Annotated in this window: 27 protein-coding genes; 2 read left to right on the top strand and 25 right to left on the bottom strand. The window is 63.0% G+C overall.

Translation table 11 applies throughout. The annotated features are described in order from the left end of the window. Positions 1-28: 28 nt before the first annotated feature. The 4 genes from FHX03_RS29020 to FHX03_RS29005 form a co-directional block, all read right to left on the bottom strand. A complete protein-coding gene (locus FHX03_RS29020; protein ID WP_183856605.1) occupies positions 29-817 on the bottom strand; it encodes an ABC transporter permease in 789 nt (262 codons plus the stop codon). A gap of 1 nt (position 818) precedes the next feature. Then, positions 819-1,988, bottom strand: a complete 1,170-nt coding sequence (locus FHX03_RS29015) for an ABC transporter permease (RefSeq protein WP_183856604.1) — start codon at positions 1,986-1,988, stop codon at positions 819-821. After that, complete coding sequence (locus FHX03_RS29010) at positions 1,985-3,058, bottom strand: ABC transporter ATP-binding protein (protein WP_131710697.1); 1,074 nt, start codon at positions 3,056-3,058, stop codon at positions 1,985-1,987. The genes FHX03_RS29015 and FHX03_RS29010 overlap by 4 nt, the downstream gene beginning before the upstream one ends. A gap of 111 nt (positions 3,059-3,169) precedes the next feature. Next, on the bottom strand, positions 3,170-4,219 hold the full coding sequence (locus FHX03_RS29005) for an ABC transporter substrate-binding protein (RefSeq protein WP_183856602.1): 1,050 nt from the start codon (positions 4,217-4,219) through the stop codon (positions 3,170-3,172). Positions 4,220-4,678: 459 nt separating this feature from the next. Here FHX03_RS29005 and FHX03_RS29000 point away from each other — a divergent pair, with 459 nt between their 5' ends. After that, positions 4,679-5,650, top strand: coding sequence for a LysR substrate-binding domain-containing protein (locus tag FHX03_RS29000; RefSeq protein ID WP_245426864.1), 972 nt, complete (start codon positions 4,679-4,681; stop codon positions 5,648-5,650). Here the strand turns inward: FHX03_RS29000 and FHX03_RS28995 are convergent. The 15 genes from FHX03_RS28995 to phnG all read right to left on the bottom strand — a co-directional run bounded on the left by FHX03_RS28995 (position 5,622) and on the right by phnG (position 18,283). Beyond that, positions 5,622-6,149, bottom strand: a complete 528-nt coding sequence (locus FHX03_RS28995) for a GrpB family protein (protein WP_097628374.1) — start codon at positions 6,147-6,149, stop codon at positions 5,622-5,624. The two genes, FHX03_RS29000 and FHX03_RS28995, sit on opposite strands and share 29 nt — an antisense overlap. A 20-nt stretch (positions 6,150-6,169) precedes the next feature. Next, positions 6,170-6,763: a phosphonate metabolism protein/1,5-bisphosphokinase (PRPP-forming) PhnN gene (gene phnN / locus FHX03_RS28990; protein ID WP_097628373.1), complete on the bottom strand. Its 594-nt coding sequence runs from the start codon at positions 6,761-6,763 to the stop codon at positions 6,170-6,172. After that, entirely contained in the window at positions 6,760-7,899 is a 1,140-nt protein-coding gene (locus FHX03_RS28985) for an alpha-D-ribose 1-methylphosphonate 5-triphosphate diphosphatase (RefSeq protein WP_097628372.1), read from the bottom strand. Before FHX03_RS28985 ends, phnN begins: the two co-directional genes overlap by 4 nt. A 13-nt stretch (positions 7,900-7,912) precedes the next feature. Continuing rightward, positions 7,913-8,608 carry a DUF1045 domain-containing protein gene (locus tag FHX03_RS28980; RefSeq protein ID WP_097628371.1) on the bottom strand — a complete coding sequence of 232 codons (696 nt, stop codon included), beginning with the start codon at positions 8,606-8,608 and terminating at the stop codon, positions 7,913-7,915. 142 nt (positions 8,609-8,750) lie between these two features. Next, complete coding sequence (phnE, locus tag FHX03_RS28975; RefSeq protein WP_097628370.1) at positions 8,751-10,094, bottom strand: phosphonate ABC transporter, permease protein PhnE; 1,344 nt, start codon at positions 10,092-10,094, stop codon at positions 8,751-8,753. 7 nt (positions 10,095-10,101) lie between these two features. Beyond that, positions 10,102-11,061, bottom strand: coding sequence for a phosphonate ABC transporter, permease protein PhnE (gene phnE / locus FHX03_RS28970; protein WP_183856600.1), 960 nt, complete (start codon positions 11,059-11,061; stop codon positions 10,102-10,104). A gap of 65 nt (positions 11,062-11,126) precedes the next feature. Further along, complete coding sequence (gene phnD, locus FHX03_RS28965) at positions 11,127-12,032, bottom strand: phosphonate ABC transporter substrate-binding protein (RefSeq protein ID WP_183781734.1); 906 nt, start codon at positions 12,030-12,032, stop codon at positions 11,127-11,129. Between the two features lie 87 nt (positions 12,033-12,119). Continuing rightward, positions 12,120-12,965, bottom strand: coding sequence for a phosphonate ABC transporter ATP-binding protein (gene phnC, locus FHX03_RS28960; protein ID WP_183781732.1), 846 nt, complete (start codon positions 12,963-12,965; stop codon positions 12,120-12,122). Between the two features lie 118 nt (positions 12,966-13,083). Beyond that, positions 13,084-13,701 carry a DapH/DapD/GlmU-related protein gene (locus FHX03_RS28955; RefSeq protein WP_183781730.1) on the bottom strand — a complete coding sequence of 206 codons (618 nt, stop codon included), beginning with the start codon at positions 13,699-13,701 and terminating at the stop codon, positions 13,084-13,086. Further along, a complete protein-coding gene (gene phnL, locus FHX03_RS28950; RefSeq protein ID WP_097628365.1) occupies positions 13,698-14,405 on the bottom strand; it encodes a phosphonate C-P lyase system protein PhnL in 708 nt (235 codons plus the stop codon). Before phnL ends, FHX03_RS28955 begins: the two co-directional genes overlap by 4 nt. A 37-nt stretch (positions 14,406-14,442) precedes the next feature. Beyond that, on the bottom strand, positions 14,443-15,219 hold the full coding sequence (gene phnK / locus FHX03_RS28945; protein ID WP_097628364.1) for a phosphonate C-P lyase system protein PhnK: 777 nt from the start codon (positions 15,217-15,219) through the stop codon (positions 14,443-14,445). Continuing rightward, the gene (locus FHX03_RS28940) at positions 15,216-16,091 is read right to left on the bottom strand and encodes an alpha-D-ribose 1-methylphosphonate 5-phosphate C-P-lyase PhnJ (protein ID WP_097628363.1); all 876 of its coding nucleotides are present in this window, start codon (positions 16,089-16,091) and stop codon (positions 15,216-15,218) included. The genes phnK and FHX03_RS28940 overlap by 4 nt, the downstream gene beginning before the upstream one ends. After that, a complete protein-coding gene (locus FHX03_RS28935) occupies positions 16,088-17,194 on the bottom strand; it encodes a carbon-phosphorus lyase complex subunit PhnI (RefSeq protein ID WP_097628362.1) in 1,107 nt (368 codons plus the stop codon). Before FHX03_RS28935 ends, FHX03_RS28940 begins: the two co-directional genes overlap by 4 nt. A 4-nt stretch (positions 17,195-17,198) precedes the next feature. Then, a complete protein-coding gene (phnH, locus tag FHX03_RS28930) occupies positions 17,199-17,807 on the bottom strand; it encodes a phosphonate C-P lyase system protein PhnH (protein ID WP_183856598.1) in 609 nt (202 codons plus the stop codon). After that, complete coding sequence (gene phnG / locus FHX03_RS28925; protein ID WP_183856596.1) at positions 17,807-18,283, bottom strand: phosphonate C-P lyase system protein PhnG; 477 nt, start codon at positions 18,281-18,283, stop codon at positions 17,807-17,809. Before phnG ends, phnH begins: the two co-directional genes overlap by 1 nt. A 113-nt stretch (positions 18,284-18,396) precedes the next feature. Here phnG and phnF point away from each other — a divergent pair, with 113 nt between their 5' ends. Next, positions 18,397-19,134 carry a phosphonate metabolism transcriptional regulator PhnF gene (phnF, locus tag FHX03_RS28920; protein ID WP_097628359.1) on the top strand — a complete coding sequence of 246 codons (738 nt, stop codon included), beginning with the start codon at positions 18,397-18,399 and terminating at the stop codon, positions 19,132-19,134. A 40-nt stretch (positions 19,135-19,174) separates the two neighbouring features. Here the strand turns inward: phnF and FHX03_RS28915 are convergent, their stop codons facing one another. The 6 genes from FHX03_RS28915 to mepA all read right to left on the bottom strand — a co-directional run bounded on the left by FHX03_RS28915 (position 19,175) and on the right by mepA (position 25,186). After that, entirely contained in the window at positions 19,175-19,810 is a 636-nt protein-coding gene (locus FHX03_RS28915; protein WP_097628358.1) for a 2,3-bisphosphoglycerate-dependent phosphoglycerate mutase, read from the bottom strand. A gap of 21 nt (positions 19,811-19,831) precedes the next feature. Next, positions 19,832-20,656 (bottom strand): 4-hydroxy-tetrahydrodipicolinate reductase, encoded by an 825-nt coding sequence (gene dapB, locus FHX03_RS28910; RefSeq protein ID WP_183781718.1) that lies wholly within the window; start codon positions 20,654-20,656, stop codon positions 19,832-19,834. A gap of 15 nt (positions 20,657-20,671) precedes the next feature. Next, a complete protein-coding gene (locus FHX03_RS28905) occupies positions 20,672-22,459 on the bottom strand; it encodes an ABC transporter ATP-binding protein (RefSeq protein WP_183781715.1) in 1,788 nt (595 codons plus the stop codon). Between the two features lie 125 nt (positions 22,460-22,584). Next, a complete protein-coding gene (locus tag FHX03_RS28900) occupies positions 22,585-23,610 on the bottom strand; it encodes a glucokinase (RefSeq protein WP_183781711.1) in 1,026 nt (341 codons plus the stop codon). A gap of 17 nt (positions 23,611-23,627) precedes the next feature. Then, entirely contained in the window at positions 23,628-24,008 is a 381-nt protein-coding gene (locus tag FHX03_RS28895; RefSeq protein ID WP_183856594.1) for a methylglyoxal synthase, read from the bottom strand. Between the two features lie 101 nt (positions 24,009-24,109). Continuing rightward, positions 24,110-25,186, bottom strand: coding sequence for a penicillin-insensitive murein endopeptidase (gene mepA, locus FHX03_RS28890; RefSeq protein ID WP_183856592.1), 1,077 nt, complete (start codon positions 25,184-25,186; stop codon positions 24,110-24,112). Positions 25,187-25,390 lie beyond the last annotated feature (204 nt).

Below are 25,390 nucleotides of genomic sequence, written 5' to 3'. Positions count from 1 at the left end.
GTCCCCCGAAGAACGAACGGCCTTGGCCTCAGGCTGGGGCCGCAGACCGGGCGGCGCGTTTGTGCACCACCGCGAGCAGGCCTCCGAGAAAGATCGTCCCGACGATAAACAGAAATGCCGCCGCCACGATGGCCGGGCTGATGTTTTCGCGAATCGACGAGAACATCTGGCGCGCAAGCGTCAACTGGTTTGGTCCGGCGACAAACAGCGTCAGCACGACTTCATCAAGCGATGTCGCAAAGGCAAGCACCGCGCCTGAGAGTACGCCGGGCATGGCGAGCGGCAGCGTCACTTTCCAGAAGACTTTTACCGGAGAAGCCCCGAGGCTCGCGGCCGCACGCTCGGTGCGACAGTCGATGCCCTCAAGCGAGGCGGTGATGCTGACCAGCACAAAGGGCACGGCGACAACCGTATGCGCCACGATGACGGCCGCAAATGTGTTTGGAAATCCGAGGCCGGCAAACAGGATCTGCAGCCCGACGCCGAGCACCACGGCTGGAACGACCATCGGCAGGAGGAATATCGTCCTCAGCGCCGCGGCAAAAACAACGCGCCTGCGCAACGCCAGTGCAGCCAGAATGCCGAGCATGGTGGAAAGCAAAGTGGTCCCCGTTCCGATCAGCAAGCTGTTGACGATGGATCGTCGCCAGGCCTCCTCGGTTGCCAGTTCCGCAAACCAGCGAGCCGAAAAAGAAGGAATGGGATAGGCCAGGAAGCTGCTGGAGGTAAATGCGATCGGAAGGATCGCCAAAAGCGGAGCCAGCAGAAAAGTGACCGTTGCTGCGCCGAACAGAAATTTTAGCAACCGAATTGTCATGTCACGCCCCCGTCGTCTTCATGGATATCCGGCCGTAAACGCCGTAGAGCGCGATCGTCACGGCGAGCAGCACCATACCGAGCGCACCGGCCATGCCCCAATTGGCGGAGCCCGTGGCGTAGAAGGCGATCACCGAACTGATCATCTGGTCCTTCGGTCCGCCGATGAGCGCCGGTGTGATGTAGTAACCGAGTGCTGCCATGAACACGAGCAGTCCGCCGGAGGCAATGCCGCGCAGGGCCAGAGGCAGCAGGATATGCAGAAAGCCCCGGATCGGCCTCGCGCCGAGAGAGGCTGCCGCCGGCATCAGGTTCCGCGGGATTGCGATAAGGACGCTGTAGATCGGCAGAACCATGAACGGCAGCAGCACATGCGTCATGGCGATGACGACACCCGTCCGATTGAAAAGAAGCGGCAACGGAGTGTTGAGGAGGCCGAGCGATACGAGGAGGGAGTTGATGAGTCCTTTGTCCTGAAGGAGCACGTACCAGGCGGCCGTGCGCACCAGCAGCGATGTCCATAGCGGCAGGAGGACCGCCGCAAGCAGGAGTTGTCGTCGCCAGCCGCTCGAGGCGGCGGCCAGCATCGCATATGGCAGGCCGATGAGACAGGTCGCGAGCGTCACGACGGCGGCCACGGCGAATGTTCTCAGCAGAATCGCCTGATTGGCGGACTCTCCGGCCGGCATCGCCACGATCGCCTCCGATGCGTCATGCTGAAGATCGACCGCGGCAAGCAGGTTGCGATCGGTATAAGGATAGGTCGCTTCGGCGATTGCCCGCCAGAAGGCAACGTCGTTCCATCGAGCGTCGATCTCTGCGAGGCTTACCGGCCCGGTACTGTCTCTCACGGCCGCGACGGTCTTTCGCATCAGTGTGCGGAAACCCGGCTGGGCGCTGTTCAGTCTTCGAACCACCTCTCCCAGTTTCTGGTCGTCGTCGAGCGATTTCAGGTCGTCGACAAGAGCCCTCCGCATTTCGTCGGTGGGTTCGGAGTTAAGGTTCCAGGCCGAAATCGCCGCTGTCGTCCGCGGCAGGTTTTTACTGACGACTGGATCGGACACCGCCTGCTCCAGCACGGTCAGAAGCGGCCAGATGAAGAAGACACCCAGGAACAGGGTCAGGGGGAGGATGAGGGCAAAGGTGCCGGTGCGTCGACGGAAAGCACTCATGCTGCGATCACCCAGCAGTCATCAGGTGTGAAGTGCGCCACCACCTCGGCTCCGATCGGCCACTCCGCCGATCGCATGTCCGTCCGGACCACGAAGCGGAAGGCATCCTCATCGAGCTGCACCCGCAGGTGGTCGCCCTGATAGACGCTGTCGAGTATTTTTGCCGGCAGGGCGTTCGCCGCTGCGCCGATGCCGCCGGCCGCCAGAGAAATGCGCTCGGGGCGAACGGAAATGTGGACGCGGCTTCCGACAGAGAGAGAACTGTTGCCCGGTACCATCACATGCCGTCCGTCGGCGATCTCGACGGAGGTGCCGGCTGTGCCCGTCACCTTGACCGTTCCTTCTATCAGATTGGTTTCGCCGATGAATTCGGCGACGACACGTGTCTGCGGGCGGTCGTAAATATCACGCGGCGAACCGATCTGCTCGATGTTGCCGTGGTTGAAGACCGCAATCCGGTCCGACATGGTCAGTGCCTCGGATTGATCGTGGGTCACGAACACCACGGTCAGTTCCAGGCGCTTGTGGAGGGCTCGGATATCGAGCTGCATCTGTTCGCGCAGCTGTTTGTCGAGTGCCCCAAGCGGCTCGTCCATCAGCACGACGGCCGGCTCGAACACCAGGGAGCGGGCAAGCGCCACGCGCTGCTGCTGGCCGCCGGAAAGCTGGGCGGGCCTCCTGCTGCTCATCGCCGACAGTTGCACCATATCGAGGGCGCGTTTCACGCGCTCGTCGATCTCGCTTCGTCCGACCCCGCGCATCCTCAGAGGAAAGGCGATGTTGTCGGCGATCGACATATGCGGAAAGAGCGCATAATTCTGGAAGACGACGCCCATCTCGCGCCGATGCGGAGGCAGGTGGTCGATGCGGCGGCCGTCGAGAAAAATACCGCCGGCGGTCGGGTTTTCGAAACCCGCCAGCATCATCAGCAAAGTTGTCTTGCCTGAACCGGACGGGCCCAGAAGGCTGACGAACTCGCCCCTCTCGATGTCGAGCGTCAGGTCTTTGACGACCTGGTGCACGCCAAAGGATTTTGAGATTCTTTCAAAGCGTATGCGCGGCGCAGCCATGATGGCCCTCCGTTCGGATTGTCGGCTCCTGGGAGCGAAGTGACGAAAATGTGCGGAAGCCCCCACGGGTCGATCGGCAGAAGCGATCCCGCGGGGGCGATATTCCGTCCGCTATTGTGCCAGCCAGGCGTCGAACCTTTTGGTCAATGCTTCCGAATTGTCGATCCAGAAATCCGTATCAAGGCTGACTGCTTCCTGCATGTTGGCTTGGGTGGTGGGCAAGTCGGCCAACTGGTCCGGCGGCACGCTTTTGCCGGCTTCCTTGTTCGGGAGGCCGTAGGCGATAAATTGCGGCAGCTTTGCCTGGTTTTCCGCTTTGCTGGCGAAGGCGATGAAGTCAAAGGCCGCCTCCTTGTTTTCGGCGCCCTTCAGAACGACCCAGCTATCCACGGCATAGATGCTGCCCGGCCAGACAACTTTGAACTGCCGACCCTCGGAACGGTTGATGCCGGTGATGCGGCCATTATAGGCACTGGTCATGGCCACTTCGCCGGAAGCAAGCAGTTGCAGCGGCTGCGCACCCGAGGTCCACCAGACAAGGTGCGCTTTCAACGCGTCAAGCTTGGCGAAGGCGCGGTCGATGCCCTCAGGCGTCGCGAGGACGTCGTAAACTTTGTGCGCCGGCACGCCGTCGGCCATCAGCGCGAATTCGAGCGTGTATTTCGGTCCCTTGCGCAGGGCGCGCTTGCCGGGAAATTTCTTCACGTCCCAGAAATCGGCCCAGGACTTCGGGCCATCGGCAATCTTGGCACCGTCATAGGCGATGGCGGTCGACCAGACGATGGCGCCGACGCCGCAATCACTCACCGCGGAAGGCAGAAACGCATCCTTGCCGCCAAGCTTGTTCCAGTCCACTTTCTCAAAAAGCCCGTCGGCGCAGCCGAGCGAGAGCTCGTCGGCTTCAACCTCCACGGCATCCCAGGAAGGATTGCCCGCCTTGACCTTTGCCTGAAGGACACCAATGCCGCCGTCCCAGCCTTCGTCGAGCAGAGGCTTGCCGGCAATATTGGAGAACGGCTTGAAATAGATCTCTCGCTGCGCATCCTGAAAGTTCCCGCCCCAGGACGCGATGGTAAGATCCCGGGCCGCGCTCGGCCCCGTAGCAAGCGCCAGCGACAGCAGGCTGAGAGCTGCAATCGTCGAAGTGTTGTTGAATTTCATTCGCTTCCCCTGTTTGTTGAGCGTCCGTCTGACGCCGGTTGACAGCCACGATCCTTGGGGATCGTCGGCAATCGCGGCCGCTCGCAAGGGATGGGCAAAGCCGGCGTCTGCGGACTTTGCCGTGGTGTCATCTCCGAGGCGGAGCGGCGTGTTGCGGGCAATGCTGGCGAATGTCCTGCGGGGCGGAAAGGCGCTTTTTGTTGACCGCGGTGGACACATAGATGCACCGCTCCCGACCAGTCTCCTCCGACAAGTGGTCGCACCGCCGGCAAATTGGATGTTTTCGCTTGCGAAAGGCGGAAAAACGCGATTGCCAATCAGTAAGCAGGTGGTGCATCCTATGCACCACCGTGCACCACTCTTCGTTACGCCAAAATTGCAAATTCCATGGCATATGAGGATGTAGACGGCATTCCGATCTTGGTTCGGCAGAACCAATTTCCGTTCTGGGAGACAGGATTGCGCAGGGGGAAATCATCGGCGGATGAACAGGAAGGTGTTCCAAAACGCGGACGTTTGCCGCCGCTTTCCATGGTGCGCGCCTTCGAGGCGGTCAGCCGCCTGGGATCGATGCGGAGAGCTGCGGACGATCTCAATCTCAGTCACACCGTCATATCCCGTCACGTCCGCAATCTCGAAGCCTGGTTTGGCACGCGGCTTGTCGATGCCGGCCCGCGCGGCATCAGGCTGACGGCGGAAGGCAGAGTTTTTGCCGAGACAGTCGGGGCGGCTTTCGATCTCATTGCCAAATCGACGGCAGAGCTGCGCCCAGCAGTCAACCGCACGGTCTTGCGCATTTGGTGCGTGCCCGGTTTCGCGACACGGTGGCTGACGCCACGCTTCAATCAGCTCCAGCTTGCCTTGCCGGGCATCGATTTCGTGATGCGCGCGACCGATCTTGAGCCAGATTTCACCCGTTATGAGGCCGATATCGACATCCGCTATTCCGAGGAGCCAAGGGGGAATGTCCGCTGGATCCTGCTGGAAAGGCCTCGCATGTTCCCGGTCACCAGCCCCGAATGGATCAGCCGAAACGCTCCGATACGGACCCTCGACGATCTGGTGCGACAGCCGCTGATCCACGAGGAAAGCCGCGATCAGTGGCGGCAATGGTTTCGCAAGGCTGGCTTCGAGCATGAAGTGACATTGAACGGTCCGCGGCTGTGGTCAGCCAACCTGACGGTCGACGCCGCGGTGGCAGGTCAAGGAATAGCGCTGGCCACCCGCCTGATCGCTGCGGATGACCTGCGCGCCGGGCGGCTCGTCGAATTGCTCGAAACCGATGTTCGGCTTGGCGGATATTATGTCGTCGGACCCCGTGAGCGATGGAACGAGGTGACATCGGCGCGTTTCCGAGCGTGGCTGCAGCAGTCGATCGCTGAAACGACGGGAGGTCACGCCTCTAATGAAAGCGGCGATCCACGCCAATAGTCGATAGGCATGCCAACCGCAGCGTCTCGCTGATGAACGCGGTCTTTCCGCCGGTGTATAAATCCCAATCGCCGTCTGCCTCGGCGGCCAGGCGGCGTTTCAGATCGGCGTAGGCTTTGGCCCTTTCGGGGTGATCCCGCAGATAGTTGCGAAACAGGATGCGCTCGCGATGGGCGCAATTGTCGGGGCCGCAGAGATAGAGCTTGAACCCGTAGCCTTCACGATCTCGGGTGAACGCCCAGCGTTTCTCGCCTCTGTCGCCATGGAAAACGAAATCTGACGCGCGCGCGATCTCGATCGCTTTCGGCAGAACGTCGTCGGAGATGGTGACGACGTCGAGGTCGATCTTCGGCTTGGCGGCGAGCCCGGGCACCGAGGTACTGCCGATATGGTCGATGGACAGCACGAGATTGCCGAGCAGGATGGAGATTTCGGCGCCGATGTCAGCAAAGAGCCGCGGCCAGGAAGGATCGTAGCCGACCACTTTGATGGCGCGCATGCCCTTCCTCTCAATTGCGGTCATACCTCGGCGAGCAGCCCATCGAGGATCGTGACCATCTTCTGCTTGGCCTCTTCGAGCGAGCCGCTATTGTCGAGCTCCGCCACGTCATAGTCGCCGCGCACCGTCAGCGGCCCGCGGGCGAGTCTCGCCATGATATCCTCATGCGTCTCGCGCCCGCGCGCCTCCAGCCGGCTGGCGAGCACTTCCGGGCGAGCGGTGACGTTGATCACCTTGAGCCGCGGGAAAGCGGACTGGAAACGGTGAAGCGCCGAGCGTGAACCATTGGCGACGACGACATGGCCGCGCGACAATGCCACCGAGACCTCGGCTGGAATACCGTATTTCAAGCCATGGGCCTCCCACCAAACGGCGAAGGAGCCCGACTGCTCCATGGCGGCAAACCCCTGGAGGGAGACGGAAAGATGGTCTTCGCCGCCTGCGTCGCGGTGCCGGGTGATGACGCGGCGGGTGAAATGAATGTCGGCGCGGCCGGCGAAATGCCGGGCGGCAAGGTTCATCAGCGTGTCCTTGCCGGCGCCGCTCGGCCCGACGACGACGACCATGATGCCGCGTTCGGCTCCGGCTCCTGGATGGGGTTCGTACGGGCTCATGCGACACGGCGTCCCTGGCGCCAGACGGAGCGTGTCACCGGCACGCCATGCGAACGGTGGACGCGGACGAGATCGGCGCGCAGCCCGGTGGCGATCCGGCCGCGGTCGTTGAGACTGACGGTGCGCGCCGGCGTCGACGTCACCATGGCGATTGCCTTCGGCAGGGTAATGCTCTCGACTTCATCGGCGAGGATGAAGGGCGCATGCAGCAGGCTGAGCGGCACGTAATCGGAGGACAGCACGTCGAGCACGCCCATCTCGGCGAGGTCGCGGGCGGCGATATTGCCGGAATGGGATTTGCCGCGCACGATGTTCGGCGCACCCATCAGCACACTCATGCCGTGTTCGTGCGAGGCGCGGGCGGCGTCGAAGCTGGTCGGGAATTCGGCAAGCCGCACGCCGTTGTCGATCGCCTCGCCGACATGCGACAGCGTCGCATCGTCATGGCTGGCGACCGTGATGCCGCGTTCGGCACAGACCTTGGCGATGGCATTGCGGTGCGGCGTCGAATTTCGCGCCGATTCGGCCTGGCGCTTGGCGACGAAACGGGCGAAGACCTCGTCGCTCAGGCCCCGCTTCTTCTGGTAGTAGAAGATATACTGGTCCATCGTCTGGAACTGCCGCTGGCCGGGCGCATGGTCCATCAGCGAAACGAGCCGCACATGAGGATCGTTTTCGAAATCGCCGAAATGTTCGAGCACATTGTCGGCCGAGACCTCGCAGCGCAGGTGGAGGAGATGCTCGGCGCGCAGCCGGCCTTCCTTCTCCGCCGACTGGATGGCGTCGGCCATTTCCCGCATCTCGCCATGTTCGAAGCCGCCGTCCTCATCCGCACCCATGCGCAGGCAGTCAAACACCGTGGTGATGCCCGATGTGACGATCTGGGCGTCATGCGCCTGGACCGCGGCTGTCTTGTTCCAACGGATGCCGGGACGCGGCTGATAATGGCCTTCGAGATGGTCGGTATGCAGCTCGACGAGGCCGGGAATGACATAGTCGCCTTCGAAATCTTCGCCGGCTACCGAGCTTCCTTCGGAAATGTCGGCGATCTTGCCGTCGCGAATGAGGATCGAGCCTGCGAGGATGTTATCCTCGAGAACGATGCGGGCGTTGGAAAACACGGTCTCTTTGCTCATCTCGTCGGGTCTTTCAGCTTTTGGCGCCGGAAAGCGGCAGCCAGGAATGAACTTTGAACGGGGCGCCGCGCGTCTCCTCGGTGAAGACGGCGAGGCCGGAAATCGTAAGCGGCCGGCCGGTGAAATCGGCAAAACGCTCGGTCAGAATGGTTTTCATCACCGAGGCGCGTGGCTCGGGCACCTGGCCGGTGAGCGTCATGTGGAAGCCGAAATCCTCCATCACATAAGGATAACCCCAGCGCTGCAGATTGGCGCGCTGGCTGTCGCTGAGCTTCTCCGGGTTGCGCCGCGCCATATCGGCCTCGGTAAGCGCTGCGCGGAACGGTTCGAAGGATCTTACCACCTTCGCGGCGAAATCTTGAAGCGGTTGATGAACAGAACCGGGAACGAGGGCAAAAAAACGGCCGAGCTGGCCGAGCACCAGCTTGGGAATCTCGAAGGCTTCAGTGCGCGCGGCAAACTCCTCGACGACGGCCATAAGATCCCTCTCGGTGACCGAAGCGGCGAGCGAAAACGGCGCCTTGATCGTCGCGTGAAAGCCGTAGCGGCGCGGATCGGCAGTCAGCTCGAACTGCTCTGCCGCACCGAGCCGCTCATGCTCCGGTGCAGGATAGGTCTCGTCACTGAAAGCATCGCGGCCGAGCCAGAGCGAGGCCGCGCCGGTCAGGGGATCATCCTTCGGCGGCGAAAAATAGAGAGCGTAGCGCAAGGCTTTTATCCTGGGGATCGTCGAACGGGGAGCGCAATGTGCAGTGATTTGGCGGCGAACCGCAAGCAGGCTCCCGGCTAAAAGATTTCCGTGACAGAATGATGATGGCGGCAGCGCCGCCACGGCCTTTCCAGCCGATGGATCAGTGGGTTTTCGTGCCCATCAGCCGGTGGCGCAGCGCGTTCGAGGCGGCGTCGAAAAGGAAGACGACGATCAGGATCAGGATGACCATGTAGGCGACGTTTTCCCAGTTGGCGTTGGTGCGCATCGCCTCCCAGAGTTTGAGACCAATGCCGCCGGCGCCGACGGCGCCGATAATCGTCGCGCCACGCACGTTCGATTCCCATTGGTAGAGCGTCTGGCTGACGATGACGGGAACGATCTGCGGCATAATGCCGTAACGATGGACCAGCACGGTTTGAGCGCCGGTCGATTTGATGCCTTCCCGCTGCTTGTTGTCGATATTCTCCAGCCCTTCGGAATAGAGCTTGCCGAGTGTGCCGGTCTCGGTGAGGAAGATCGCGCCGCTGCCGGCAAGCGGGCCGGGCCCGAAGGCGCGTGTCAGGAACAGCGCCCAGATCAGCATGTCGACCGAACGAAGGAAGTCGAAGAAACGCTTGAGGATCTGATTGAGGAGCCGGTTCGGCGTGATGTTGCGTGCCGCCAGGAAGGCGAGCGGGAAAGCGGCGAGCGACCCCAGCAGCGTTCCGAGGAATGCCATGACGATCGTCTGGAAAAGTTTGGTCCAGACGTCGCCATGCTGCCATTCGCTGTTGTTCCAGATGTCGTCGAAGGCGAGCGACAGGTTGGACTGGTCGGGCTTGATGCGCGGCCCGGAGACGATGAGGCCGACGACCTCGCCGAGCGGCTTGTCGAAGAAGGACGACTGCGTGTCGAAGATGAAATTTGCCCAGCCGATGAAACGTTTGCGGATCTTCACTCGGTCGACTGAGATGCTGACATTACCGGCAAATCCGAGATCGGCAAGCACATTGTCGTTATAGACGGTCATCCAGCCGGGCACTGGTCCGACCACCTCAGGCGCACCGCTCGAAACATCGACCGGAACGGTGATGCCGTGGGCGGTGACGACCGTCTGGCTCTTCGAAACGGTGACCGTACGGCTGGTGCCGCTGATCGACACGGTGATGCTGCCGTCGGGATTGTTGACCAGCCAGTCCGGATGCGGATTGTCGCCGAGCGGCGAGAAGCGCGGATAGCGGATGTCGATCGAGCCGTCGTCCTCGATGCGGAATTCCGGCTGAACGTCGTAGCTCACCCATTGGCTGAGATAAATGCCGACGCGTTCCCAATGGGCTTCGGCGAAAAGCTTGGGCAGGTCGAAGAACCAGACGGCATAGAGACTGTAGAGCAGCGTCGCGATTAGGATCATCAGCCCGCCGAAACGCTGGCGGAACGAGCGGTGGAAATATTCCGGATAGCGCGCTTCGATTTCGTGCATGCGGTTGGCGTCGATCACCGTCATGGCGGCCTCAATGTTGCAGGAGGAAGGCGTGCTCGCCGACGAGGCGGCGGCGCAGCCATGCGGAGAATTGGTCGACGGCGACGATCGTCACGAACAGCATCAAAACGAGCGCCATCGTCTTGGCGCCGAAACCACGCGAGATCGAAAGCTTCAGCTCCTCGCCGATGCCGCCGCCGCCGACGGCGCCGATAATGGTCGAGGCACGCACGTTGATCTCGAGGCGTAAGAGCGCATAGGAGGTGAAATTCGGCAGCACCTGCGGCACGGCGGCGAAGCGCACCCGCTCCCACCAGTTGGCGCCGACGGCTTTCATGCCCTCATGCGGCTTCATGTCGATATTTTCGGCCACCTCGTAGAAGAGTTTGCCGAGCGCGCCGATCGTGTGCAGGGTTATGGCGATGATGGCGGCGACCGGCCCGATCGACAGGATCGCCGAAAACAGGCCGGCGATGACGATCTCGGGGAAGGCGCGCAGGAATTCCATCAGGCGCTTGGTGAAGATGCGCAGCGGCCATGAACTCGTCAGATTGCGCGCGGCAAAGAAGCTCAAGGGAACGGCAAAGATGAAGGCGACGATCGTCGAAATCAGCGCCACGTTGATCGTCACGATCATCAGTTCGAAATATTCAGGGATATAGAAGGCGCCCCAGACGTAGACGCGGCCCTTGTCGAAATTGAATTCTTCGCCGCCCTTGTCGTTTACGCTCGCAGTGTCGAACAGCGCGCGCCAGACGTCGTTCCAATCCTTAGGGATGAGCCAGCTCAGGAAATCGAAAAGATGCGGCAGGCGGTCGAAGAAATGGCCGGCATTGCTCTCGTCGGCGAAGCGAACGGAGCTTGCGAAAGCCGCAATCAGAATAACCAGGCCGAGGATGGTGTAGAAGCGGCGCCTGGCGACCATCCGCTCCCAGGCGGTGCGGATCTCCCTGGTGCTCTGCATATGCGGCTGTGTATCGGCAACAGTCATGGACGCCTCGCCCGATCAAACATAAAAGGCGGCCGTTTCCGGCCGCCCCGCATTCCAAAAGCCGATCAGCCGCCGATGGCAGCCTTACGGACTTCGACGACGGCATTGTAGAAGTCGTGCTTGACCGGGACGTAACCCTTGTAGTCGCCGCCTTCGACAGCTGCGAAGCACTTGTGATCCTTCTCAGGCAGAGCCGTGAAGAAGGCTGCGAGCTTCGTCTGCCAGTCCTGGCCGAGCGCGTTGCGAACGACGAGCGGGCCGTTCGGGATCAGCGGCGAGCGCCAGACTTCGACCAGCTTGTTCGGATCGACGGCGCCCTTGTCGACTTCCTTGCGGAAGGTGCCGGAGGTGTAGCCGTCCTTGAATTCGCCGATGCCCGAGGAATCGTCGACGGCGACGTCGACCTTGCCGTCGTAAGCGGCGAGAAGGTTGTTCTCATGGCCGCCGTTGAACTGGGTCGAGGCGAAGAACTTGTCGTTCGGCATGCCCGTGTCCTTCGGGATCTGGGTCAGCGGCACGAGATAGCCCGAGGTGGAGTCCGGATCGGCGTAGCCGAGCTTCTTGCCCTTGGCGTCCTGGATGGTCTTGATGCCGGAGGACTTGAGCGCCAGTCCGATCGAGTAGTAGCCGGTCGAGCCGTCCTTCTGCTGCGTCGTCAGGATCGGCGTAACGGCCTTCGGATCCTTGATCGAGACGGCTGCGTAGCCGGAAGCGCCGAGTTCGGCGAAGTCGAGCGTGCCGCCGAGCAGGCCCTGGATAACGCCGTCATAATCGGCGGCGGGGAACAGCGACACCTTCTCGAAGCCGAATTCCTGCTTCAGGTGGTCGGCAAGGCAGGCATAGTTGCGCAAGCGGTCGGTTTCGTTTTCGCCGCCGAGAATGCCGATGCGGAATTCCTTGAGATCGGCTGCATGGGCAGCGCCGGCTAGCGCGAAGAGCGCCGTTGCCGCAAAGAGTGCTTTCTTCAACATGTCGTCTCTCCTATTGACCGGTGCCCCCGGTCTTCCGTTACGAAGAAGTGTGCCCTTGACGCGGGCGTTCGATCGCGGCCGCCTCGCTCAGAGGCCGGCCAGCGCCAGCGGTTGGGTGCCGGCGGATTGATTGTCTGCCCGCTCGGGAGCCGGATTGATGGATGTCGAGGTCATCGTTTCGTCGATGCCGGCACCATCCCTGTCCGTCCCGTAGATCGCCTTCACCGCCTCGGCGGTCAGTTCCGAGCCCTTGCCGTCGAAGACGACACAGCCGCCGGCCATGCCGACGATGCGCTCACAATAGTTGCGGGCGGTATCGAGCGTATGAAGGTTGGTGATGACGGTGATGCCCTCGCGCTCGTTGATATCGCGCAGCGCATCCATGACGATCTTGGCATTCAGCGGATCGAGCGAGGCAATCGGCTCGTCGGCAAGAACCATCTTCGGGTTCTGCATCAGCGCCCGCGCGATCGCCACGCGCTGCTGCTGGCCGCCGGACAGCGTGCCGGCTGGCTGCAACGCCGTCTGCTCGATGCCGAGGCGTTCGAGCGCTGCGATCGCATGCACACGTTCCTCGCGGGTGAAGATGTTGAGGAGGCTGAGAAGCGTCGAGCGGTGGTTAAGGCGGCCGAGCATGACATTGGTGAGGACATCCAGGCGTGGCACCAGGTTGAACTGCTGGAAGATCATTGCGCAGTCGCGCTGCCAGTTGCGCAGCGCCCCGCCGCGAAGCCCGGAAACCTCGACGCCGGCGAAATGAATGGAGCCGGAGCTCGGCTCCTGCAGCCGGTTGATCATCCGCAGCAGCGTCGACTTGCCGGCGCCGGAGCGGCCGATGATGCCGACCATCTGGCCCTGCGGGATGGCGAGCGTGACGGAATCGACGGCGAGCTTTTTTCCGAAACGGCGTGTGACATTCTTGAGCTCGAACATCATGCTCTTCCCTTGCGATCCAGTCCTTTGGTCAGGATCGCATTAGTCCCGCTTGATGAACCTCGCATGTCATATTTGTGTAGTTCGTGTCACAATTCTCCGTGCCTATATCGGAGGTTTATCCACCGTATCTCGCTAGAAAATCTTCCGCGCTCAGGTTGCGAAAATCCTGCAACGCCTGGCGCAGAAGGTCATGGTCCCAGTCCCACCAGCCAAGCCTGTCCATACGCTCGCCGACCGCTTTCGGAAAGCGCTCGCGGATCAATTTAGCCGGCACGCCGCCGACGATCGAGTAGGCCGCCACGTCCTTCGAGACGACGGCGCCGGCGCCGATCACCGCGCCGTTGCCGACGGTGACGCCCGGCAGGAGGGTCGCCCCATGGCCGATCCAGACGTCATTCCCGACCGTCACGCGGTTTGCGCGCCGCCAGGCGAAGAAGTCCTCCTCCATGTCGCCGTCCGGCCAGTAATCGGCGGCGCGGTAGGTGAAATGATGCAGCGTCGCCCGCCAGGTCGGATGATTGGTGGCATTGATGCGCGCGGCGGCGGCGATATTGACGAACTTGCCGATCGTCGCGCACCAGACGGAGCCGTCCTGCATGATGTAGGAATAGTCGCCGAAGGTCGCCTCGCTGATGCGGCAGCGTTCGGAAACCTCCGTATAGCGTCCGAAGCTGGACTCGCTGACGGAGGCTGTCTCATGGATAGAGGGCTCGATACCCAGCTTGCGGTTCATGCGGCGATCTTTCCGGGAGAGAAGAGCTGAACGTCGAGAATGCGGTCGGCGACCGCCTCGCGTACTTCCCCGTCGTGGAAGATGCCGAGAAGGGCGACGCCCGCCTGCTTCTTTTCCTCGATCATGCCGACGACGACGGCACGGTTCCGGGCGTCGAGCGAGGCGGTGGGTTCGTCGAGGAGCAGGATTCTGTGTTCGGTGATGAAGCCGCGGGCGATGTTGACACGCTGCTGTTCGCCGCCGGAGAAAGTGGCGGGCGGAAGCTGCCAGAGCGCTTCCGGCAGGTTGAGCCTGGCAAGCAGGGCGCCGGCCTTTTCCCGCGCCGTGCCGGCGTCCTCGCCGCGCGCCACCAGCGGTTCGGCGACCACGTCGATCGCCGCGACGCGAGGCACGGTACGCAGGAACTGGCTGACGTAACCGAGCGTATGGCGCCGCACGTGGAGCACGGTGCGCGGATCGGCGGCGGCGAGATCGACGATGCGTCCGTCGTGACGAATGAGGATCTGGCCGGTGTCGACAGCATAATTGCCGTAGATCATCTTCAGCAGCGAGCTCTTGCCGACGCCCGATGGGCCGCCGAGCACGACGCATTCGCCTGAGGCGACCGAGAAGGCGACATTGGAAACGACGGGCAGCCGGATGCCGTCGCGCAGATGCATGGTGAAGCTTTTCGAGACTTCGGAAACGACGAGGGGCGTTGGCATGATGTCTTCTTTCCTGGTTTTTGACCTGCAGTGGCGCTCAGACCTGCAGGATCGAGGAGACCAGCAGCTGCGTGTAGGGTTCGCGCGGATCGTCGAGCACCCGGTCGGTGAGCCCGTGTTCGATGACGTAGCCGTCCTTCATCACCATCATCCGGTGCGAGAGCAGGCGGGCGACGGCGAGATCGTGGGTGACGACGATCGCCGAGAGCCCGAGATCGTTAACGAGGCCGCGCACCAGATCGAGCAGGCGCGCTTGCACCGAGACGTCGAGGCCGCCGGTGGGTTCGTCCATGAAGACGAGGCGCGGGCCGGTGACGAGATTGCGGGCGATCTGCAGGCGCTGGCGCATGCCGCCGGAAAAGGCGCGCGGCTGGTCGTCGATGCGGTCGGCATCGATCTCGACACGTTCCAGCCAGTCGATCGCCGAGGCGCGGATCTTGCCGTAGTGCCGGTCGCCGATCGCCATCAGCCGTTCGCCGACGTTGGCGCCCGCCGACACCGCCATGCGCAGGCCGTCAGCCGGATTCTGGTGCACGAAGCCCCAGTCGGTGCGCATCAGGAAACGCCGCTCGGCTTCGTTCATGCGGTAGAGATCGCGGTAGCTGCCGTCGCGCATGTGATATTCGACGCTGCCGGTGGTCGGCAGCAGCCGGGTGGAGAGGCAATTCAGCAGCGTCGTCTTGCCGGAGCCGGACTCGCCGACGATGGCCAGCACTTCGCCCGGCCAGAGATCGAAGGAGACATCGCGGCAGCCGATGCGGCTGCCGTAGAATTTCGAAACGTCATGGACTTTGAGAAGCGGGATATCGCTCATTCTGCAGCCTCCCGGGCCAGCATCTCGCCGGCATGTCCGTGCGCGCGGCGGTCTTCGCAATGATCGGTGTCGGAGCAGACGAACATCCGCCCGCCCTTGTCGTCGAGAACCACTTCGTCGAGATAGACATCCTCGGCACCGCAGAGGGCGCAGGGTTTATCGAAACGCTGGATATCGAAGGGATAGTCCTCGAAATCCAGGCTGACGACGTCGGTATAGGGCGGAACCGCATAGATGCGCTTCTCGCGGCCGGCGCCGAAGAGCTGCAGCGCCTCCGACATATGCATCTTCGGATTGTCGAATTTCGGCGTCGGCGACGGGTCCATGACATAGCGGCCGTGGACCTTCACCGGATAGGCGTAAGTCCGCGAGATGCGGCCGTTATGGGCGATATCCTCGTAGAGCTTCACATGCATGAGACCGTATTCTTCGAGCGCGTGCATCTTGCGCGTCTCGGTCTCACGCGGCTCGAGGAAGCGGAGCGGCTCGGGGATCGGCACCTGGTAGACGAGCACCTGCCCGACCCCGAGCTTTTCTTCGGGAATGCGGTGGCGCGTCTGGATGATCGTCGCATCCTTGGTATGCGTCGTCACCGCGACATTGGCGACCTTCTGGAAGAAGGCGCGGATGGAAACGGCATTGGTCGTGTCGTCGGCGCCCTGGTCGATGACCTTCAGCACGTCGTCGGGCCCGATGATCGAGGCCGTCACCTGCACGCCGCCGGTGCCCCAGCCATAGGGCATGGGCATTTCACGCGAGGCGAAAGGAACCTGATAGCCCGGAATGGCGATCGCCTTCAGGATGGCGCGGCGGATCATCCGCTTGGTCTGTTCGTCGAGATAGGCGAAGTTGTAGCTGGCCAGATCGCTCATTCGGCGGCTTCCTTCATGTCTTCGCCGCTGCTGCGGGCGGCTTCGAATTCGCGGCGCATGCGGCGGACGAGATCGAGTTCGGCCTGGAAGTCCACATAATGCGGGAGCTTCAGGTGCTCGACGAAGCCGGTCGCCTGGACGTTGTCGGAATGGGAGATGACGAATTCCTCGTCCTGCGCCGGCGCGGTGATATCCTCGCCGAGCTCTTCGGCGCGAAGCGCGCGATCGACCAGCGACATCGCCATCGCCTTGCGCTCGCTCTGGCCGAAGACCAGGCCGTAGCCGCGGGTAAACTGCGGCGGCGCCTTGGCGGAGCCCTTGAACTGGTTGACCATCTGGCATTCGGTGACCTGGATCACGCCGAGCGAGACGGCGAAGCCGAGTTCCGGCACGTCGAATTCCACCTCGACCTCGCCGATGCGAATTTCCCCGGTGAAGGGGTGATTGCGGCCATAGCCGCGCTGGGTGGAATAACCGAGCGCCAGCAGGAAGCCTTCGTCGCCGCGGGCCAGTGCCTGCAGGCGCAGGTCGCGGGTCATCGGGAATTCCATCGGCTCGCGGGTCAGGTCGCCGATCTCGTGATCTTCGGGCATGTCGCCGTCGGCCTCGATCAGGCCTTCCTCGCCGAGGATCTCGGAGACCCGCATGACGCGGCCGGTTTCGGCGGCGCGCTGGGCAGGCGCCTCGACCGTTTCGTCCTCAAGCAGCGAGGGATCGAGCAGGCGGTGGGTATAATCGAAAGTGGGCCCGAGAAGCTGGCCGCCCGGCAGATCCTTGTAGGTCGCCGAGATCCGCCGTTCGATCGTCATATCAGCCGTGTCGAGCGGCCTGGAATAGCCGAAGCGCGGCAGCGTCGTGCGATAGGCGCGCAGCAGGAAGATCGCCTCGATCATATCGCCGCGCGACTGGCGAACGGCGAGTGCGGCTAGCGTGCGGTCGAAAAGCGAGGCCTCGGCCATCACCCGGTCGACGGCGAGCGCCAGCTGCGCCACGATCTGGTCGATGCCGATCGCCGGCAGCGAACGGTCGCCGCGACGGCGGTCTGCCAGCAGGCGGTGGGCATTGGCGATGGCGGCCTCGCCACCTTTGACGGCAACATACATGAGCTCAGATCTCCATTGCTGTGATCTTGGTGGTGCGCGGCAGGCAGAGTAAGCGATTGCCCGATGTCAGCACGATGTCGATGCCGCGCGGGAAGAGCCCGCGGTTTTCGGTCCAGAGCCGCAGGAAAGTCTCCTGCAGGCCGACAGGCGCGATTTCCGTCACACTCTGAATCCCGGGACCCATCAGCGCCAGCCTGCGCCCACCCTCGAGTGCGGAAAGTTCGATCACGAGCGTCGTCGATCGGTCGGGATATTCCTGCGTGCCTGAGGCGAAGAGGCTGAAGGGGCAAAGCGTGGTACCGGCTTCCGTGAAGGCGAAGCGTGCCTCGGCCTTCTCCGTGGTCAGCGGCGCGCCGGTGTGGAAACCGAGCCACTCCGGCACGGCCGATTTCGCAAGCCCCTGGGAAAGCCAGACTGGTGTGTCGTGGTCGCAAAGTGTGAGCGCGATCGCGCCAGCGGCACTGCCAAGGGGGGCCGGCGGCGCGGCCTCGGGCTGGACGGTCTGGATCATGCCGGGGCGGGCCATGCCGTCCATCAGCATCTTGAAGACACTTTGGGCGTGGAAGACCGGGTCGGCAAAGCCGCCGGTCAAGGCTTCCGTCTTCAGGCCCATCAGTTGTCTCCCCTGACCATGGTGAAGAAGTCGACGCGGGTGGCCGCCGTCTCCTCCGCCTTGCGGCGTTCGGCCGTGGCGAGCCGCTCAGTGATCGGCAGAAGCAATGCCTGTTCGACGAAATCCTGCGTCGCCTCGTCCTGCCACATCGCATCGAAGATCGCTGCCAGCCGGGCCTTCTCGCGATGGGTGCCGAGCGCCTGGGCATGACCGACCGAGCCGGAGTCGAGCCGGACCGTGGCCCGGGTCACCGTCACTTCGCCGAGATTGAAGGGAGCGCCGCCGCCGCCGATGCGGCCGCGGACCATCACAAGCCCGGTCTCCGGCCCGCGCACCGGATGCGCCGCAGGCTTTTGCGGCAACGCATCCCAGACTGCCGAGAGTTCGCTGCGTTCCGCGCGCGCCAGCAGATCGGCGGCGCGTTTGCGCCCGGATGCCGTCTGTGACGCAGCGTCTGTCCTGTCCGCCGATATCATCGCCGCTTCCCTTTAAATGTCTATTGATATAGACAACCATACAAGCTATACTTAGTCCTAAATCGATGTCGTGACAAGCGTGTGACATCGGGCGCGGGAAATGGCGGGAACGAATGGCGGGATTGAAGCAAGTGCAAAGGCAGACCGGCGTGGCGCTCTGGCGTCAGATCGCTGACCGGATTCGCGAGACGATCGGCAACGGTACCTATGACGAAACGGGAATGGTGCCGCCGGAAACGGTCCTGGCACTGCAATTCGGCGTCAACCGCCACACGGTGCGCAGCGCCCTGGCGGCCTTGGCGCAGGAGGGGATCGTGCGCGCCGTACAAGGTCGCGGCACGCTGATCGAGCGCAAGGAGCGGCTGAATTTTCCGATCACCCGGCGCACCCGCTTCACGTCAGGCATCGGCGATCAGGCGCGCGAGATGCGCAGCCTACTGCTCGATGAGGTGCAGGAGGAAGCAAGCGCCGAGGTCGCCCGCTGGCTGGGTCTGAAGCAGGGGGAGCAGGTGATCCGTCTGGAAACATTGCGTCAGGCGGACAAGCGGCCGGTTTCAAAAGCGACGAGCTGGTTTCCCGCCGCACGCTTCGCCGGGATCGGCGAGGCCTATCGCAAGCGCGAATCGATCACCAAGGCCTTCGCCGATCTTGGCCTGTCGGATTATGTCCGTGCGACGACCGAAGTGACGGCCTCCCATGCGAACACGGCCGATCTGGCCGATCTGGAGCTGACGCCCGGCGCGATCCTGCTGATCGCCAAGGCGATGAACACCGATCTTGACGGTCTGCCGGTGCAATATTCGATCAGCCGCTTTGCGGCCGACCGAGTGCAGTTCACGATTGAGAACTGAGGGCAGCCTTCCCTGTCGGAACAGGGAAGGCAAATTGCATTCAGTGCGCGCCGGACATGTCGCCGAGCACTTCCTTTGACGCCACGGTCGAATCCGCCTTCAGCTTGTAGACCATGGGAACGCCGGTTGCGAGATTGAGGGCAAGCACGCCTTCCTTGGTCAGCTTGTCGAGCACCATGACCAGCGAACGCAGCGAATTGCCGTGGGCGGCGACCAGCACTTTCTCGCCCCGAAGCACGCGCGGTAGGATCTCGGTAAGGTAATAGGGCCAGACGCGGGCGCCGGTGTCGCGCAGGCTTTCGCCGCCGGGCGGCGGCACGTCGTAGGAACGGCGCCAGATGTGCACCTGTTCCTCGCCCCATTTGGCGCGGGCATCGTCCTTGTTGAGGCCGGAGAGGTCGCCATAGTCGCGCTCGTTCAGCGCCTGGTCGCGGATCGTAGGGAGATCCGGCTGGCCGACCTTGTCGAGGATGAGCTTCAGCGTGTGCTGGGCGCGCACCAGCACCGAGGTATAGGCGACGTCGAACTTGATCCCGTATTCTGCGAGTGCGGCGCCGCCGGCATTGGCTTCCTCGATGCCGAGCGCCGTCAGATCGGGATCCTTCCAGCCGGTGAAGAGATTCTTCAGGTTCCAGTCACTCTGGCCGTGGCGAACGAGGACGAGGGTTCCGCTCATGAATATGCCTCCGATATGTCGTTATTGGGAAGAAAGCCCGAGCACGTCGAGCATGGAATAGAGACCCGGCTTCTTGTCGCGCGCCCAGAGTGCGGCCTTGATGGCGCCGCGCGCAAAAATCGATCGGTCGGCAGCGCTGTGCGACAGGGTGACGATCTCGCCTTCGCCGGCGAAAAGCACCGAATGCTCGCCGATGACGGAGCCGCCGCGCAGCGTCGCAAAACCGATCGTGCCGGCTTGCCGAGCGCCCGTATGGCCGTCGCGTACGCGGACCGATTTCGAGGCGAGATCGATATTGCGCCCCTTGGCCGCGGCCTCGCCGAGCAGAAGGGCGGTGCCGGAAGGCGCATCCACCTTGTGCTTGTGGTGCATTTCCAGGACCTCGATATCCCAGTCATCGGGTTCGAGCGCCCGCGCAGCCTGCTCGGCGAGCACGCTGAGCAGATTGACGCCGAGGCTCATATTGCCTGACTTGACGATGCGGGCATGGCGGGCCGCAGCAGTGATCCTGGCATTGTCGTCGTCCGAGCAGCCGGTCGTGCCGACGACATGGACGATGCGGGCCTGCGCGGCCAGCCCCGAGAATTCTACTGTCGCGGCGGGCGAGGTGAAGTCGAGCACACCTTCGGCGTCGAGGAAGGCCTGGAGCGGATCGTCGCCGATGATGATGCCGCTCGGGCCGAGACCGGCAATCTCGCCGGCATCCTTGCCGATAAAGGGTGAACCGCTGCGCTCGACCGCCGCATGCAGTGTGGCGCCCTCGATGGAATGGATGAGCCGGATCAGTGTCTGCCCCATGCGCCCGGCTGCGCCAACCACCACCAGTTTCATCGCAGCATCGCTCATGTCAGTTTCACCAGGTCAGTTTGAATCGGAGGCCGAAGGCCTCTGCAGATTGTTGAGGCGAGCGTAAAGACCGTCGCTGACCTTCGCAAGCGTCTCGTGATTGCCTTCTTCGACGACGCGGCCCTGCTGCATGACGACGATCTTGTCGGCGCGAACCACGGTCGAAAGCCGGTGAGCGATGACGACGACGGTGCGCCCGGTCATTGCCTCGTCGAGCGCCTTTTGCACGGCCGCTTCGGATTCGGTATCGAGCGCAGACGTCGCCTCGTCGAGCAGCAGGATCGGCGCATTGCGCACCAGCGCGCGCGCAATCGACAGCCGCTGGCGCTGACCGCCCGAAAGCGTCACGCCGTTTTCGCCGACCGGCGTGTCGTAACCCTGCGGCTGCGCTGCGATGAAGTCATGCGCATAGGCAAGCCGAGCCGCTTCTTCCACGTCGGCATCGCTCGCTTCCGGTCGGCCATAGCGGATATTGTCGCGGATCGTGCCCTCGAAAAGGTAAGGCTGCTGAGAGACATAAGCGAGCTGATGGCGCAGCGATTTCTTGGTGATGTGGGCGATGTCCTGCCCGTCGATGAGGATCTCGCCCTCGCGCGGATCGTAAAAGCGCGGAATGAGATTGATAACCGTGGATTTGCCGGCCCCCGAAGGACCGACCAGCGCCGTGGTCGCGCCGCCCTCGGCGATGAAGCTTACACCACTCAGCACGCTCTCGCTGCCGTAGCCGAAAGAAACATTGCGGAATTCGATCCGGGCTTGCGTCACCGTCAGCGGCTGAGCATCCGACAGGTCGCGCTGGCGCGGCTCCATGTCGAGCAATTCATAGATCATCCGCGCATTGACGACGGCCCGCTCCATCTGCACCTGCAGGCGGGCAAGTCTGCGGGCCGGATCATAGGCAAGCAGCAGCGCCGTGACGAAGGAGAAGAAGGCGCCCGGCGGCACATTGTAGTAGATCGAGCGGTAGGCGGCATAGGCCAGTACGCTGGCGACGGCAAAACCCGCGAAACTCTCGGTCAGCGGAGAGGTGCGTTCGGAAAGCCGGGCAATCCGGTTCGCCCTGTTTTCGGCACCCTTGATGAGCTTGGTGACCTTGCGTTCCAGCTCGTCTTCCATCGTGAAGGCTTTCACGATGGCGATGCCCTGGATCGTCTCCTGCATGGCGCCGAGAACGTGGCTGTTCAAATGCACCGCCTCGCGGGTCGCCGAGCGCAGCCGCTTGGAAACGTAGCGCAGCGCATAAAGCAGCGGCGGAGCCATGATGAACACCGCAAGGCTGAGCAACGGATCCTGGAGGATCATCACCGCCAGCAGCGACACGAAGGTCAAAAGGTCGCGCACCGTCGAGGTGATCGTCAGGTTGAGCACGTCGCGGATGCCGCTGACGTTTTGGCTCACCTGCGCGGCGATATGGGCTGAGCGCGCCTCGCTGAAGAAGCCGACTGACAGCGTCATCAGATGCGAATAGAGTCGGCGCTGGTAACGCGCGACGATGTCGTTGCCGACCTTGGACAGCGCCACCGCCTGGCCGTAGCTCGCAAAGCCGCGCAGCACGAAGGCGATGAAGATCGAAAGACAGATGATCCAGACGACATCGGCGCGCCGGTTGGCGAAGGCCTCATCGATGATCGCCCGCATGATCCAGGCGGTAAACGCCGTCGAAAGCGCCACGACGATCAGGCAGGCAATCGCAAAGACATAGCCCCAGAGATGGTCGCGGCCGTTTTCAGCGATGATGCGCTTGAGGATGCCGGTTACGGTATCGCTGCTGACGCTCTGCGTTCTGCTTTCCGCCGCTTCCAAATATCGGGTTTCCTGTCTCGCGCCAAACGCGGCGCAGGGTGCGACGCGTACTTTTGCCGGCTCTATAAAGAGTTGGGATTGGTTTGGCTAGAGCGCCGCCCGCCCGGGTGGCGCGCGCGCCGGGCTCAGCGCCGCCAGCGGCGGCCTTCCGTCGAGACGCCGAAATTCGCCGGCATGCGGGCGTAGGAGGAAAGCCCGGCAAGCGCCGCCAGCGGATGCGTCACCACATAGGTCGGGATGGTGCGAAGCAGCGCCGTATGCGGCGCCTTGTCCTCGAAGGCCAAGCGGAATTCCGGCCTCCTCAGCGCCGGCAGGATCTTCTGCGAGATGCCCCCGGATAGATAAACGCCGCCGCGCGCCATGAACACCATCGCCATGTCGCCCGCCACCCGGCCGAGATAGGTGGCAAACAGCGAGACGGTCTCGACCGCCGCCTTGTCGCTGCCGGCAAGCGCGTGCGAAGTGATGTCGGCGGGATCCTTCATGGTCGGCTGGATGCCGTCGACCATGCAGATGGCATGATAGAGGTTGACGAGGCCCCGACCGCAAAGGATCTGCTCGGCCGACACGCGCCCTTCGATCGTCTCGATATGCGGGAAGATTTGATAGTCGCGCTTGCTGCGCGGTCCGAGATCGACATGGCCGCCTTCACCGGGAACCGGGATCCAGCTGTGCTGGGCATGCACCAGCCCGCCGACGCCGAGCCCGGTGCCGGGTCCGAGCACGACGCGCGACGCGATCATGTCGCCAGTGGCGTCGCCGATGCGTTCGCGGTTCTCATCCGAAAGGGCGGCGACTGCGAGCGCCTGCGCCTCGAAATCGTTGACGACCAGCACGTCCTCCATACCGAGGCCCTCGATCATCGTCTTTGGCCGCACCACCCAGGCGCAATTGGTCAGCGGGATCTCGTCATCGTTGATCGGGCCGGCGACGGCAAGGATCGCCGAGCGCGGCTGCACGGCGGTCTTGTCGAGAACCCCCTGCTGGATCGCCGCGTCGATCGTGGCGAAATCCGCCGTGCGCACGTTCGGAAACTGTTTCGGCTCGGCATAGGCATCGGTCAGGATGGAGAAGCGGGCATTCGTGCCGCCGATATCGCCGATCAGGATCGGGAAAGGCAGCGGAGCGGTGCTGTGGTTCGGTTTTGGCATGGCCGGTTCCGTGCTGATCAGGCTTCGAGTGTGGGAAGAAGTTTTATAGCGGTCGCGTGATTGAGCGCCATCGGAATATCGTAAACGATGGCGAGCCGCATCAGCGCCTTGACGTCGACATCGTGCGGCATCGGCGTCAAGGGGTCCACGAAGAAGATCAAGGCCCTGACCTCGCCGGTCGAAATCAGCGCGCCGATCTGCTGGTCGCCGCCGAGTGGTCCGCTTTTAAATCTTGTGACATCGAGATCCGGAGCTGCGTCGAGCACGCGCCCGCCGGTCGTGCCGGTGGCGACGATCTTCCAGCGGGAAAGAATGTCGCTGTGGGCGCGGGCGAACGCCGCCATGTCGTCTTTCTTCTGGTCATGCGCAATCAATGCAAGGCATTTGCCGCCGGCCATGAATCCTATCTCCGCCCAAGCAATTCAATCGATTTGACCGCTTCTATACCAAGAGTTTGAGATTTGAAAGACAGCGCCCTTTCCGTCCGCCTCGGCCGTTCTCATTGGATCGCTGGCTTGTCGTTCGGAACCGGGCCGACATCCGGCAGTGCCTCATCGGGATCGGCGGCCGGCTCTGCTACCGGAGCAGCAGTCAGCGCGCTTGCGGCGGAGGGCCCGCCATAGGTGGCGGCCTGCATCGAGGCAACGGACGCGGCATCGAGCACGGCGGCACAGGCTTTCGGCAGGTCGGAAACCATCATTTCGCGCGGCGGTTTCGGCGGCTTGGCGCCGGGCTTTGGCGGTTTTGGCGCGGCCCAGGGGGCAGGCGTGAACCACCAGGCGAGCGACTTGTCGCAGCCGTCGCCGGCGGCAACAGGCGCCTGCGGCGTGCATCCGGCAGCGCCGGCCGGGCATTTGATGCGGATGTGGAAATGCGAGTCATGACCGTATTCCGGCCGAAGCTTGCCGAGATTGGTGCGGTCGCCCGTCCAGGTGTCGCACATTTTCTTCTTGATCGCCGGGTTGACGAAGATGCGCTCGACCTCGGGATAGCTTGCCGCCAGCATCAGCAGCCGCGCCCGCGATTGCGTCCACACATTAGGGTCGACGGTCAGGAACTTGTCCTTTTGCAGCATGGTGGTGAAGGGCAGGTCCTCGCGTTCCTTTGCCGTCATGCGGCGCGCCGGCATCGGCGTAAACCAGACGTCGGCATCGAGGCCGATCTGGTGCGAGGCATGACCGTTGAACATCGGCCCGCCGCGCGGCTGCGCGATGTCGCCGACGAGAAGGCCCGGCCAGCCGGCATATTTGACCCCATCCTGTGAAAGACGTTCGAGCAGCGCAATCATCGCCGGGTTGCCCCAGCGTCGATTGCGCGAAAGCCGCATCGCCTCCCAGGTCGGCCCGTCGGCCGGCAGCGCCACCGCACCGGTCATGCAGCCCTTGGCGTAAAACCCGATCGGCTGCGCCGGTCCCTGAGTCGGCAGGCCGACGGCGCCGAACTGGCCCTTGGCGCTGCCGGGGCTCGGCGTCTTCTGTTCGGCCCCGACATCGCCGGCCGCAAGGCTCGCGCCGATTGCCCCGGCAAGCGTCAGTTTGCCGAATGTCTTGAAAGCCTGAGCGAAGCCGAAAGCCATGCTGTTTCCTTGAGAAGTGATTTGCGTTCGAATCTATCGTGAAAAGTGATTTTGGTGAATCGATGTTTTGGCTGGCGGGGATAGGCGGCGGCGGTGACGGATCGCCGCAGCGTTGCACCGCAAGTTGCGAGGGGGGTGACACCAACGGCTCAAATTTTCGCGAGTCCGGCAAAAACCAAACTCTCACCTGTTTTTCGCCTGTAT

The organism is Rhizobium sp. BK456 (genome assembly GCF_014194045.1).
Taxonomy (GTDB): domain Bacteria; phylum Pseudomonadota; class Alphaproteobacteria; order Rhizobiales; family Rhizobiaceae; genus Rhizobium; species Rhizobium redzepovicii.
The sequence above is the reverse complement of the archived record's forward strand: the minus strand, read 5'-3'. Positions and strand labels throughout refer to the sequence as shown.

What these genes read in the sequence shown, in the direction of transcription:
- FHX03_RS28915 (WP_097628358.1), bottom strand. Translation starts at nt 19,810, where the DNA reads ATGAGCGGAACCCTCGTCCTCGTTCGCCACGGCCAGAGTGACTGGAAC.
- FHX03_RS28995 (WP_097628374.1), bottom strand. Translation starts at nt 6,149, where the DNA reads ATGCGCGCCATCAAAGTGGTCGGCTACGATCCTTCCTGGCCGCGGCTC.
- phnH (WP_183856598.1), bottom strand. Translation starts at nt 17,807, where the DNA reads ATGGGCCTGAAGACGGAAGCCTTGACCGGCGGCTTTGCCGACCCGGTC.
- FHX03_RS28935 (WP_097628362.1), bottom strand. Translation starts at nt 17,194, where the DNA reads ATGTATGTTGCCGTCAAAGGTGGCGAGGCCGCCATCGCCAATGCCCAC.
- phnE (WP_097628370.1), bottom strand. Translation starts at nt 10,094, where the DNA reads ATGACGGTGATCGACGCCAACCGCATGCACGAAATCGAAGCGCGCTAT.
- phnF (WP_097628359.1), top strand. Translation starts at nt 18,397, where the DNA reads ATGGCGGGATTGAAGCAAGTGCAAAGGCAGACCGGCGTGGCGCTCTGG.
- FHX03_RS29020 (WP_183856605.1), bottom strand. Translation starts at nt 817, where the DNA reads ATGACAATTCGGTTGCTAAAATTTCTGTTCGGCGCAGCAACGGTCACT.
- phnN (WP_097628373.1), bottom strand. Translation starts at nt 6,763, where the DNA reads ATGAGCCCGTACGAACCCCATCCAGGAGCCGGAGCCGAACGCGGCATC.
- mepA (WP_183856592.1), bottom strand. Translation starts at nt 25,186, where the DNA reads ATGGCTTTCGGCTTCGCTCAGGCTTTCAAGACATTCGGCAAACTGACG.
- phnD (WP_183781734.1), bottom strand. Translation starts at nt 12,032, where the DNA reads ATGTTGAAGAAAGCACTCTTTGCGGCAACGGCGCTCTTCGCGCTAGCC.
- FHX03_RS28940 (WP_097628363.1), bottom strand. Translation starts at nt 16,091, where the DNA reads ATGAGCGATCTGGCCAGCTACAACTTCGCCTATCTCGACGAACAGACC.
- FHX03_RS29010 (WP_131710697.1), bottom strand. Translation starts at nt 3,058, where the DNA reads ATGGCTGCGCCGCGCATACGCTTTGAAAGAATCTCAAAATCCTTTGGC.
- phnL (WP_097628365.1), bottom strand. Translation starts at nt 14,405, where the DNA reads ATGCCAACGCCCCTCGTCGTTTCCGAAGTCTCGAAAAGCTTCACCATG.
- FHX03_RS29005 (WP_183856602.1), bottom strand. Translation starts at nt 4,219, where the DNA reads ATGAAATTCAACAACACTTCGACGATTGCAGCTCTCAGCCTGCTGTCG.
- dapB (WP_183781718.1), bottom strand. Translation starts at nt 20,656, where the DNA reads ATGAGCGATGCTGCGATGAAACTGGTGGTGGTTGGCGCAGCCGGGCGC.
- FHX03_RS28955 (WP_183781730.1), bottom strand. Translation starts at nt 13,701, where the DNA reads ATGAACCGCAAGCTGGGTATCGAGCCCTCTATCCATGAGACAGCCTCC.
- phnE (WP_183856600.1), bottom strand. Translation starts at nt 11,061, where the DNA reads ATGACTGTTGCCGATACACAGCCGCATATGCAGAGCACCAGGGAGATC.
- FHX03_RS29015 (WP_183856604.1), bottom strand. Translation starts at nt 1,988, where the DNA reads ATGAGTGCTTTCCGTCGACGCACCGGCACCTTTGCCCTCATCCTCCCC.
- FHX03_RS28985 (WP_097628372.1), bottom strand. Translation starts at nt 7,899, where the DNA reads ATGAGCAAAGAGACCGTGTTTTCCAACGCCCGCATCGTTCTCGAGGAT.
- phnK (WP_097628364.1), bottom strand. Translation starts at nt 15,219, where the DNA reads ATGAGCGATATCCCGCTTCTCAAAGTCCATGACGTTTCGAAATTCTAC.
- phnC (WP_183781732.1), bottom strand. Translation starts at nt 12,965, where the DNA reads ATGTTCGAGCTCAAGAATGTCACACGCCGTTTCGGAAAAAAGCTCGCC.
- FHX03_RS28895 (WP_183856594.1), bottom strand. Translation starts at nt 24,008, where the DNA reads ATGGCCGGCGGCAAATGCCTTGCATTGATTGCGCATGACCAGAAGAAA.
- phnG (WP_183856596.1), bottom strand. Translation starts at nt 18,283, where the DNA reads ATGATATCGGCGGACAGGACAGACGCTGCGTCACAGACGGCATCCGGG.
- FHX03_RS28900 (WP_183781711.1), bottom strand. Translation starts at nt 23,610, where the DNA reads ATGCCAAAACCGAACCACAGCACCGCTCCGCTGCCTTTCCCGATCCTG.